Genomic DNA, 12,287 nt, shown 5'->3' with positions numbered 1-12,287 from the left:
CCGGCAGCAGGGGCGTTGGTGCATTTGGCTTTGACTACGGAAATATTGGCACCCCGGTAAGTATTAATTTTGGTATTAAAGCAGCATTTTAATTTATAAATAGATGATTATGAAAAATAAAATAATAAATATTTCACTAACATACATTCTGGTATTTACAATTTTTTCATGTTCGAAAAAAATTGACAATGCTTATCAAAACCCAAATGCCCAAACAAGGGTTCCTGTTGAATCTTTATTGCCTAATATTATCGCCTCCATGGCTGGTAATTACGCAGGCCACGGCTCAATGAATGATATCAGATACGTTGGAGCATATATTCAGAATTTTCAGTTTTATCTGCCCTTAAGCAATTACGATCAAATGGGATATACCAATAATTCTGCTGATGTTGGCCAATCTACATGGCGTATGCACTACTATGATATTGGACAAAACGCTGTAAAAATGATTGAATGGGCAGAAGAAGAAAAAAAATGGGATTATGCAGGTGTTGGTAAAGCAATTTTGGCGTGGAGCTGGTTAACGTTAACAGATTACTACGGAGACGTAATTTTAAAAGAAGCATTTAGGACTGAGCTGATTACATTTAAATATGATACCCAGGAAGATGTTTACAATCATGTAAAACAACTTTGTTTTGAGGCATTGGAAAATTTAAATAAAACAGGCGACGGCGTTAGCCAAGCTAACCTTGCACTGGGTGATTCCTATTTTTATAACGGAGATACCCAAAAATGGAAAAAATTTGTATATGGCATATTAGCAAGATATCATAACCATCTTAGCAATAAAAGTTCCTACAAGGCAGATTCTGTTATTTACTATGGCAATTTATCTATCAACAGCAATGCGGATAATGGAATGGTAAAATTTGCTGCAAACGCATTGAGTGCATCTAATAATTTTTTTGGGCCTTTTAGAGGTAATTTAACAGGCACTGGCGTTACAGCTCCTACTGCAATTAGGCAAGGTGCATATATTGCCAACTTAGTTAATGGTACAAACACTGAATTTGCAACTGTACAAGATCCTCGTGCATGGTATATTTTAAGAGGAAATACTAACGGTACAATAAAAGGTGTGGAGCCTAATAAAGGACAAGCTGTATTAGCTGCTAATGACCGGCCCGAAAATTTCTGGGGTAGCAGCCAGGCAGGCACAGTTATAAATACAGCTCCCGCTAATGATCTTAATTGCCGCTTTATTTTCCGTAATAGTGCTCCCTTTCCTATTTTAACAGCAAGTGAAATAAAGTTTATGGTTGCAGAAGCTGCCTTTAGAAAAGGAGACAAGGCAACTGCATACCAAGCTTATAAAGATGGTATTGGTTTATCTTTTGATATGCTGTCGACCACATTTAATGTAAATATACCAGCAGGTAAAGATATTAATGCCGCAAACAAAGCCGCTTATCTTGCTAATACATCCGTGGTACCAGCCACTGCAGCAGAATTAACAATGAGTAAAATAATGTTGCAAAAATATATTGCCATGTTTGGTTATGGCGCATTAGAAACCTGGGGTGATATGCGGCGTTATCATTATATAGATCCTTACGCAAGTCAGCAAGTATATACAGGTTTTGTTTTACCAACTGGCGGCGATCTTTTCCCGGATAATGCCACTAAGCCCGTTTACAGAGTAAGGCCACGTTTTAATTCTGAATATGTATGGAATATCTTGGAATTAGAAAGAATAGGTGCTACCAAAAACGATTACCATACAATAAAAATGTGGTTTACAGAACCTTAAAAATTAGCAATCTAAAATACATTAATAATGAAAAAGATAATTAAAAATACACTGCTGATTTCAATTATTGCAATTACAGCCGGTTGCACTAAAAAAATTGAATACCTGGCCGAAAGAACTTTTATAACAACTGATAATGCTTTACTAAAAATAAATTATTTAAGTGCCTACGCTGCAAACCCTGGTGTCCAATTAGCGATTAACAATACAAGAGTAAGTGGTTTAATTACTGGAAGAACACCTTTTCCGGGTGGAGGATATAATACAAACGGATCTAATTTTCCAGATTACCTTGCTGTAACACCTGGAACCAATACACTTTCAATCGCTATTCCTAAAAAAGGTACAAATACTGATTCTGTTTTGCTTTTTACTGCAAGTTTAACTATGGCAGCAAATAAAAATTACACCGCTCATGTATCTGATACTGCTGCAAAAACAAAAGTCGTTTTAATTGAAGATAATCTTAGCTATGTGGATGCAGGCACATCTAAATACAGGTTTGTAAATATGATGCCTAATGTACCTTTTATTGATTTGTACTATGGTACAACAAAAGTTGCAACTGGCATACCCTACTTAGGTTTCAGTAACTATTTTTCGTTACCTTTTTCCACAACAGTGACGTCTTGGGATATACGAGAAACAGGAACATCACCTACAAGCACTGTATTGGCAACTTATTCAAGTACCAACACTACTCTTAACCAAAGAATATACACAGCATTCGCTTTGGGTTATAAAGGTTCTACTGCTACAAACACCAAGCCTTATATTTCTTTTTTATTAAACCAATAGTTTGAGAAGGATATTAAAAAGGAGCAGGCTGTTATCAAAAACAGCCTGCTCCTTTTTTACACTGTTATGGTTATTTTTTATACCTTATAATTTCAGAAATCATTTAAAAATTTTTTATGCCATTAAAGAAAAAGCATTTAATGACTGAAAAAGAATGAGTTTGACAGAAAAAGAATACTCTGGAAATACCTATCTTTTTGGTAAGCATTGTTCAAAACTAAATTCCAAAATTTCCTTTTATAAACCTGCGAACCACAATTTGCTGGAACCCCTCCATCAGCATTAAGGATGGTATAGCCACCATTGAATTTTACAACGATGATGTGTGCAAAAAATTTAAAGTGGTAATAGAAGGCATTGATGCTAACGGAAAATTATTATACGCAGAAAAAGAGATAGAGTAAAATGAAAAGTCGTTTTCGCTATCTAACAGGCCTTCTCCCCTTTTTTAAAAAATTATACGCCATAAACGATAGCGGCAGCCCAATCATAAAAACAAGAATACCTATTGCTTTAAGTGCTTTAGAAAATATTTTTATCCAAAAAATAAATATGCCAAAATAATAGCTGTTATTATTCCAACTAAATCGGCCAGTAGCATTGCCCCAATGGAGTAACGGGTATTTTTTATATTTACACTGCCAAAGTAAACTGCTACCACATAAAAAGTAGTGTCAGATGCTCCCTGGAAAATTCCTGATAATTTACTGGCAAAAGAATCGGGGCCAAAAGTTGTCATGGTACTCACCATCATACCTCTTGCTGCTCCGCCACTTAAGGGCCTGATTAATGCAGTAGGCAATGCATCAACAAAACGGGTATCTGAACCAAACATTGCAAAAAATTGTTTCATTCCATTAATTGCAGCATCAAAAGTACCGCTGGTGCGTAACATACTAACGGCTACAAGTATTCCCAATAAGTAGGGGATAATTCTTATGGCGGTGTCAAATCCACTTTTTGCTCCATCAACAAAAACAGAAAACAGATCAATCTTTTTATACAAACCTCCTAAAACAATCAGGAGAAAAACAAGTAATATCAAACCATTACTTAATTGGCCTGAAAAAAGTTGTATGCCCACAGAATTTAACCTGGTAACATATAAAACCAATAATACAATAAATGCAGAAATACTAAATACCCAAAGCAAAATAACGGGTTGAAATAAATTAATTTTTTGTTTTATTGAAACAATGATCATCGCTGTCATGGTGCCAACAAAAGTCACTATCATACAGGGAATAAAAACATCAGTAGGGTCAGATGCATTTTGTGCAGCCCGTACTGCAATTACACTAACCGGTATTAAATTTAATCCTGCGGCATGTAAACATAAAAACATGATCTGCGAATTTGAAGCCACATCTTTATTGGTATTTAATTCCTGCAGACTGTCCATTGCTTTTAATCCAAAAGGTGTGGCTGCATTATCAAGCCCCAAAAGGTTAGCAGAAAAATTCAATATCATATGGCCCATAGAAGGGTGGCCTTTAGGAATTTCTGGAAAAAGTTTTGAAAAGAATGGCCCTACAATACGTGACAATAACCGGATACCGCCTGCCTTTTCAGCAATATTCATAAACCCGATAAACAATGCTAAAATGCCTATCAATTTTAAACAAATTTCTACAGCTACCCAGCAAGTTTCAATAATACCATCCACTGCTTTTTGCCTTCTGCCCAAAATATAATCGTAAGACACCGCTCTTACTGAAGAAAAACTTTTTTGCAGTTTTAATACGGTATCAGCCTGCACATTTTCTGCCACTACATATTTTGTATCCTTGTCAATGGCAGTTTGCACCACATACCCATAACTTTTCATCTCCTTTGCTAATCCTGCAACCTTTGCGCTATCTCCCAGGGCAACAAATTTAAATTCATCTTTACTGGTACCTGTAACCATGCGGCCAAAAATATCGTCTCTGCTGTTGTTGAAAAAGAAGTGATAGCCTGCAACAAAAATTGCAATTATTATAAAAGCACTCCATATTCTGCTTAAAGCCATAGGTTGATTTTAGATTTATGATTTTGTGGATTACATGCTGTCAATCAGCTATGAAAATAGTATTTTATTACCAATTAAATATCTAAAGCTAAACCTTACCTTTGCGTCCGATTTTATAAAGGTTACAATTGCAATATGAAGTAACACTTTAGTAAAATCGGCAATCGCAAATCTAAAATCATAAATCGAACATGGCATTACAGGCAGGCATCGTGGGTTTACCCAATGTAGGAAAATCAACTTTATTCAACGCAGTTAGCAACAGCGCCAAAGCACAGGCAAGCAATTACCGCTTTTGCACTATTGAACCCAATACCGGTTTGGTAAATGTGCCAGATCCAAGATTAGATAAACTGGCGGAGCTGGTAGTACCCGACAGGATCGTTCCTACACAAATTGAAATTGTAGATATTGCCGGTCTTGTACGTGGCGCCAGCAAAGGCGAAGGATTGGGCAATAAATTTTTAGCCAATATTCGTGAAGTGGATGCCATCATTCATGTAATTCGTTGTTTTGAAGATGAAAATATTTTACGTGATGAAGGACCTATTAATCCTGTAAGCGATAAAGAAATTATTGAAACCGAACTGCAGTTGAAAGATTTGGAAAGTGTAGAAAAGAAAATGCAGCGTACAGAAAAATTAGCCAAGACGGATGCAAAAATGAAAGCCGAACTGGACATTTTAATTAAATGCAAAGCTCATTTAGACAGCGGGAAAAATATTATTACCCTTGGTTTAAGTAAAGAAGATAAAGTGGCTATTGCCGATTTATTTTTATTAACTGATAAACACATTTTATATGTAGCTAATGTTGATGAAGCCAGCATGCATACCGGTAATAAATTTTCTGCAGCATTGATTGAAGCAGTAAAAAATGAAGGCAATGAAGTGATAATAATGACCAATGCCATTGAAGCACAAATTGCAGAGTTTGAAAATGCTGATGATAAAGCCATGTTTATGGAAGAATATAAAATGGTGGAGCCTGCACTCGATCGCTTAATTCACTCTACTTATAAATTATTAAACCTCTCCACTTATTTTACTGCAGGCGTACAGGAAGTAAGGGCATGGACAATTCATCATGGCTGGAAAGCACCACAGGCCGCCAGTGTAATACATACCGATTTTGAAAAAGGTTTTATTAAAGCTGAGGTAATTGCTTACGATGATTTTATTAATTACAAAAGCGAAGCTGCCTGCCGTGAAAATGGAAAGTTAAGAATTGAAGGCAAAGAATATATCGTTAAAGATGGCGATGTAATGCACTTCAGGTTTAATGTGTAGTGATTAAATACCAGAACGTGTTTATTAAAAAATATTTAAGATTCGCTTTTTGTCAATGTTTCGACAAGCTCAACATGACAAAAAGCTGTCAGTCTGAGCTTGTCGAAGACGGCTTCTAAAAGAGCTTTTATTTTTCAAATACTTCGTAACCCCAGGGTTGCATTTCAAAAGATTTTACTACAGTAAAATCTTTTTCTTTTTTATTAAATACATTTGTATATTTTCCTGTAAGATTTGTATCATTAGTATTGAAGCTAATTTTTTCTTTGCTAAAATTTATCAGCACCAGCACTTCGCTGTTGCCATTTTTTCTTATAAAAGCTAATATATTTTTATCCGCAGTTGTGCTGAGCAAATGTGTAGTTACTGCAGCATCGCCTGCTCTTAAAGCTGCATTATTTTTCTTGAGCGATAACAGCGTTTTATAAAAATCATGTAACTCGTATTTGCCACTCCACTCAATCGGATCTTTGTCAAAAAATTTTAAGCGTTTCATGTTAGGTAATTCCTGTCCGCTGTAAATCATGGGCATACCATTCCAGGTAAAACTAAATACCGCCAGGGCTTTGGCCATAGCACCATACTTTTCATATTCAGATCCGTTCCAGCTGTTCTCGTCGTGGTTGGTGGTAAACCAAAGCGGAATACCTGTTGCGCCGCAAACAGTATTGTATTGCTGCAAAACACTATCTAAAATATTTTTATCCTGATTTTTTTTATAAAAATCCTCTGTCTTATGCATCCATGCCCAGGTGTAGCAGGCATCAAAGGCTTTAAAATAATCGGCATGTTCTACAGGGTCGCTTTCGGCTAACCAGAAAAGTGTTTTTGTTTTTTCCAATTCCGTTCTTGCCTCTAACCAAAAATCAAGCTCCACCCAAAAAGCTAAATCACATCTGTAGCCATCAATATCACATTCGGTAATCCAGTACCTCATAGCATCAATCATTGCTTTGCGTAAATCAGGATTTTTAAAATCCAGTTCAATAATATCATCCATACCACTGGCAATTTTAAAATCGTTGGTGGCGCTGTCTTTTTCAAAATATTCAGGATGCGTTTTTGTCCACACATGATCCCAACCGGTATGGTTAGCCACCCAATCAATAATTACTTTAAAACCCATGGCATGAGCTTCCTTTACTAAATTTTTAAAATCCTGTAAATTGCCAAATTCGGGATTAATCGAAGTGTAATCGCTGCAGGCATAATAACTGCCCATCGTTCCTTTCATCTTTTTTTGTGCAATAGGCGTTATGGGCATAAACCATAAAGTTTCCACCCCCATTTCTTTTAACCTTGGCAACTCTTTTGCAAAAGCGTTAAAGGTTCCTTCTTTGGTGTATTGACGAAGGTTTACTTCGTAAACATTGGTGTTGTTTATCCAGGCAGCTTTTTTATATTCGGTAGTTGTCATGGTATTTTTTTCTTTGTTTGAATTTGTATTTACCTGGTTATTACATGCTGCAATTATTAAAAGCGCAGTAAATAGCGAAATTATCTTTTTCATTGTGCAGGCAAATTTATTTTATCAAATGTAAGAAGGGAATTTTGAATAATTACAAATGCCCGAAAACAGTTGCAACATTGTACCTTTGCAACTGTTATTTTTTAGCATGAAACAATTTAATGTTCCCATCATTTATCGCAGCCCGTTAATTGCTGCCATAAAAAATAAGCGCAAGCAGCAGGATAAAATGAAAAAAGATTTTACCCCTGCCCTGCTTGATTTTGGTGCTGTACAAATTTATCTTGCCCGCCATTTTGGTTTTTGTTACGGAGTAGAAAATGCTATCGATATTGCTTTCAGGACCATTGAAGAAAACCCCGGCAAGCGTATTTTTTTATTAAGCGAAATGATCCACAATCCGCAGGTAAATGCAGATTTATTACAAAGAGGTGTAACGTTTTTACAGGATACTTACGGCAAACAAATAATTCCGTACGAATCACTTACCAAAGATGATGTGGTAATTATTCCTGCATTTGGCACGACACTAGCTATTGAAGAAAAATTAAATGCTATTGGTATTCCCACAAAAAAATATAATACCACCTGCCCATTTGTAGAAAAAGTTTGGAACCGCAGCGAACAGATCGCTAAAAAAAATTACACTGTTGTAGTGCATGGTAAACCTACTCATGAAGAAACAAGGGCCACTTTTTCTCATGCTGCACATCATACCCCAACAGTAGTAGTAAATAATATGCTGGAAGCAATTGTATTAAGCGAATACATTACCGGCGAAAAAGAAGCAGATAATTTTTACACAGAATTTGAAGGCCGGTATTCTAAAGGGTTTGATGCTGCAAAAGACCTGCAACGGATTGGTGTGGTTAACCAAACTACCATGCTGGCCAGTGATACACAGGCCATCTCCGATTTTTTAAAAGAAGTAATGATTAAAAAATATGGCTTAACTCCTGAAAATACTGAGGAGCATTTTGCTGATACCAGGGATACTTTATGTTATGCTACCAACGATAATCAAAGTGCGGTGTACGGTTTATTAGAAACCCCTGCAGATTTAGCCATCGTGGTTGGAGGATACAACAGCAGCAATACCTCTCACTTAGTAGAACTTTGCGAAGAAAAACTTCCCACTTATTTTATCAGCAGTGAAGAAAAAATAATTTCATCTGCTGCAATACAGCATTTTAATTTTCATACCAAAGAAGAATTAACTACCGCCAATTTTTTACCCGAAAAAGAACCTGTAAAAATATTAATTACGAGTGGCGCCAGCTGCCCCGATACGATGGTAGAAGCGGTGATTGAAAAATTGGTTTCTTTTTTTAAGGTAAATACTTCTGTTGAGGATTTAACGCTTTCCTTCCAGGATGCAGGGTAATATTGTTCAGATATGCTGCCTGGTTAATTGTAAAGCAATATCTAATTGTTCAAACTCCGTTAAATTGGTATTATCTATTTCCACAGCATCTGCCGCTTTTCGTAACGGGCTTACTTCCCGGTGAGAGTCAATATAATCCCTCGTTTCAAGATTATTTTTTACTTCTTCGATAGTGGTGTTGGGATTTTTTTCAAACATTTCCCTAAATCTTCTTTCTACTCTAACAGCAATATCGGCAGTCATAAATATTTTTAATTCGGCGTTCGGAAAAACGGTTGTACCAATATCTCTGCCATCCATTACCACAGCTTTTTTCTCTCCCATTTTTTGCTGCTGTGCCACAGCGTAAGTCCTTACTTCTTTTATTGCAGCCACTTCGCTTACTTTTTCGGCTATTACCAAATCCCTTATTACATACTCTACATTTTCGCCATTTAAAATAATTTCGCTCTGCTGTGATTTTTTATTAAATTCAAATTCAATATTGATATTTTTTAAAGCTTCTTCCACTTCTTTCGTATCCGTCCAGTCAATATGGTTTCTTAAAAAATATAAAGTGATTGCCCGGTACATGGCGCCGCTGTCTATATAAACATAGCCCAATACTTTTGCCAGTTGTTTTGCTAATGTACTTTTGCCGCATGATGACCAGCCATCTATTGTAACAATAATTTTTTTGTTTGCCATAATACTGCAAAAATGCTTTAAAAATCGGCCAATTCAAAATTCCGTGTATAAAAAAAGCCATCCTTTTACAGATGGCTTAAAAATTATCGTTATTAAAAAATTATGCTTCGGATTGTTTTTCTTTTTTTATTTCCTCTTCCTTTAAAGTAAACTTTATTTTTTCAGTTTCTTTATCCAAAGTTGCAATCAAAGTATCACCGCTCTTTACATGCATATTTAATATTTCTTCTGCTAAAGGATCTTCTAAATATTTTTGAATAGCCCTGTGCAAGGGCCTTGCGCCAAACTGTGCATCGTAACCTTTATCGGCAATAAACTCTTTTGCTTCCAGCGATAACTCCATCGAAAAGCCGAGATTGGTTAACCGTTTCATTACCCCTTTCATCAAAATATCAATGATCTGAAAAATATTTTCTTTGGTTAATGAGTTAAACACCACCACATCGTCAATCCTGTTTAAAAATTCAGGACTGAAAGTACGCTTCAATGCTTTTTCAATTACCGCTTTATTATTTTCATCTGCATTGTCCATACGGGTTGCTGTTGCAAAACCAACACCATCACCAAAATCTTTTAACTGCCTTGCACCAATATTAGATGTCATTACAATCAGCGTATTTTTAAAATCAACTTTACGGCCCATGCCATCAGTTAACTGACCATCATCCAGCACCTGCAATAAAATATTATAAATATCCGGATGCGCTTTTTCTATCTCATCTAAAAGAATAACAGAGTATGGTTTACGCCTTACCCTTTCTGTTAGTTGTCCGCCTTCTTCATATCCAACATAGCCCGGAGGTGCGCCAATTAAACGGCTCACCGTAAATTTTTCCATGTACTCACTCATGTCAATCCTAATTAAAGAATCTTCACTGTCGAACATATGTTTTGCCAATGCCCTGGCCAATTCCGTTTTTCCTACACCGGTAGGGCCCAGAAAAATAAATGTGCCAATTGGTTTTTTAGGATCTTTTAAACCCACCCTGTTGCGCTGTATTGCTTTTACCACTTTTGAAATAGCATCCTGCTGACCAACTACTGCTCCCTGTAAATCATCGGCCATGCGGCGCAACTTTTCTGTTTCGGCCTGCACCATACGTTTTACGGGAATGCCAGTCATCATGTGTACCACTTCAGCAATATCTTCTTCGTCAATAGGAAAACGCTTGTGTTTGCTTTCCTCTTCCCAATTATTTTTTGCAGCTTCTAATTCTTCCTGCAATCTTTTTTCTGTATCTCTTAAAGATGCTGCTTCTTCAAAACGCTGGCTTTTTACCACTTTATTTTTTTCCAGCTTAATATCTTCGATCTTTTTTTCCAGTTCAATTATTTCGGCAGGAACGTTAATATTTTTTATGTGCTTTCTTGCGCCAACTTCATCCAAAACATCAATGGCTTTGTCGGGCAGTAAACGGTCGGTCATATACCTGTCGCTTAATTTTACACAGGCATCAATAGCTTCCTGGCTGTAAGAAACATTATGGTAATCTTCGTACTTACTTTTTATGTTATTTAAAATTTGTATGGTTTCATCAACCGAAGGCTGCTCTACCAATACTTTTTGAAAACGACGGTCTAATGCACCATCTTTTTCAATATGCATCCTGTATTCATCTAAAGTTGAAGCTCCAATACATTGCAATTCTCCCCTTGCCAAAGCCGGTTTAAAAATATTGCTGGCATCTAAAGAACCACTGGCACCACCTGCGCCAACAATAGTATGTATCTCATCAATAAATAAAATTACATCCCTGTTTTTTTCCAGCTCATTCATTATAGCTTTCATTCTTTCTTCAAACTGGCCACGGTATTTTGTACCGGCAACAAGCGCTGCCAAATCTAAACTCACCACTCTTTTATCAAACAAAACCCTGCTTACTTTGCGTTGTACAATGCGTAAGGCCAAACCTTCTACAATAGCAGTTTTACCCACTCCGGGTTCGCCAATTAAAATGGGATTGTTCTTTTTGCGGCGTGATAATATTTGTGATACCCTTTCAATTTCAATTTCTCTGCCCACTATTGGATCAAGTGAACCGCCTTCTGCCAACCTTGTTATATCTCTTCCAAAATTATCTAATACCGGTGTTTTTGTTTTGGGTTGATTAGCTGCAGCGCCCCGCTGGCCTTTTGAGCCCTGGCTGCCGTACTGCTTTTTTTCTTCATCAAAATCATCTTCTCCTTCATCGCTAAACTCGGCCGATGGCGGCGTGCTGGTTACAAAACCCAGTTCGTTTTTAAAAACATCGTAGTCCACATCAAACTGATTTAAAATTTGTGTGGCAATATTTTCTTTATTTTTTAAGATGGAAAGCATCAGGTGCTCACTTTCTACCAATGCACTTTTTTGCGCTTTGGCTTCCAGTACCGTAATGCGAATTACCTTTTCGGCCTGCTTGGTTAGCGGCAGCGAATTAATATTGGCAATATTTTTACCTGTTTTGTCTTTCACCGCCATCTCAATTTCTTTGCGTAATTCAAACAGGTCTATATTGAGGGATTTAAGCGTTTTTATGGCTGTATTTTCCCCATCCCTTATTAATCCTAAAACCAAATGCTCCGTACCAATAAAATCATTGCCCAATCTTAGTGCTTCCTCACGGCTGTAGGAAATTATTTCTTTTACCTGTGCCGAAAAATTGTTGTCCATTTGCTTATTGATTTAGCTTGTACAATAATAACGATTATTTTGAAGAATAGGTTTAGCGAAAAGCGGAAATGTTAATATGTTTAAAAGTTAAAACAGCGATTTACGATCTCTTTTTTGCATCCCACTAATTTAACGAAATAATTTTATTTAAATTTTGCTTTACTTTACAAAAGATAATTATAACCCTAAATTATTATTCTCTGCTGATGAATGTCAAAATAGATACCAAAGAAAAATTCAC

General features: G+C 36.4%; 8 protein-coding genes. 4 read left to right on the top strand and 4 right to left on the bottom strand.

All coding sequences use genetic code 11. From position 1 onward, the window contains the following. Positions 1-109 precede the first annotated feature (109 nt). Both ACY65O_RS15045 and ACY65O_RS15040 read left to right on the top strand, forming a co-directional pair. Positions 110-1,756, top strand: coding sequence for a SusD/RagB family nutrient-binding outer membrane lipoprotein (locus ACY65O_RS15045; protein WP_462221681.1), 1,647 nt, complete (start codon positions 110-112; stop codon positions 1,754-1,756). Between the two features lie 27 nt (positions 1,757-1,783). Next, a complete protein-coding gene (locus ACY65O_RS15040) occupies positions 1,784-2,554 on the top strand; it encodes a DUF4397 domain-containing protein (protein WP_462221680.1) in 771 nt (256 codons plus the stop codon). A 535-nt stretch (positions 2,555-3,089) separates the two neighbouring features. Here the strand turns inward: ACY65O_RS15040 and ACY65O_RS15035 are convergent. Continuing rightward, entirely contained in the window at positions 3,090-4,565 is a 1,476-nt protein-coding gene (locus tag ACY65O_RS15035; protein ID WP_462221679.1) for a nucleoside recognition domain-containing protein, read from the bottom strand. Positions 4,566-4,756: 191 nt separating this feature from the next. Here ACY65O_RS15035 and ychF point away from each other — a divergent pair, with 191 nt between their 5' ends. Then, a complete protein-coding gene (gene ychF / locus ACY65O_RS15030) occupies positions 4,757-5,854 on the top strand; it encodes a redox-regulated ATPase YchF (protein WP_462221678.1) in 1,098 nt (365 codons plus the stop codon). 127 nt (positions 5,855-5,981) lie between these two features. Here ychF and ACY65O_RS15025 read toward each other — a convergent pair whose 3' ends face one another. Next, positions 5,982-7,364: an alpha-amylase family glycosyl hydrolase gene (locus ACY65O_RS15025; RefSeq protein ID WP_462221677.1), complete on the bottom strand. Its 1,383-nt coding sequence runs from the start codon at positions 7,362-7,364 to the stop codon at positions 5,982-5,984. Positions 7,365-7,470: 106 nt separating this feature from the next. On the opposite strand from ACY65O_RS15025, the gene ACY65O_RS15020 reads away from it, so the two are divergent. Next, positions 7,471-8,706: a 4-hydroxy-3-methylbut-2-enyl diphosphate reductase gene (locus tag ACY65O_RS15020; RefSeq protein WP_462221676.1), complete on the top strand. Its 1,236-nt coding sequence runs from the start codon at positions 7,471-7,473 to the stop codon at positions 8,704-8,706. Positions 8,707-8,712: 6 nt separating this feature from the next. On the opposite strand, the gene cmk is transcribed toward ACY65O_RS15020, so the two are convergent. Both cmk and ACY65O_RS15010 read right to left on the bottom strand, forming a co-directional pair. Further along, on the bottom strand, positions 8,713-9,393 hold the full coding sequence (cmk, locus tag ACY65O_RS15015) for a (d)CMP kinase (RefSeq protein ID WP_462221675.1): 681 nt from the start codon (positions 9,391-9,393) through the stop codon (positions 8,713-8,715). A gap of 100 nt (positions 9,394-9,493) precedes the next feature. Further along, positions 9,494-12,046 carry an ATP-dependent Clp protease ATP-binding subunit gene (locus ACY65O_RS15010; protein WP_462221674.1) on the bottom strand — a complete coding sequence of 851 codons (2,553 nt, stop codon included), beginning with the start codon at positions 12,044-12,046 and terminating at the stop codon, positions 9,494-9,496. Positions 12,047-12,287 lie beyond the last annotated feature (241 nt).

Origin of the sequence: Ferruginibacter sp. (assembly GCF_031430955.1) — a bacterium.
Taxonomy (GTDB): Bacteria; Bacteroidota; Bacteroidia; order Chitinophagales; family Chitinophagaceae; genus Ferruginibacter.
This window is presented reverse-complemented; position numbering and strand designations above follow the sequence as displayed.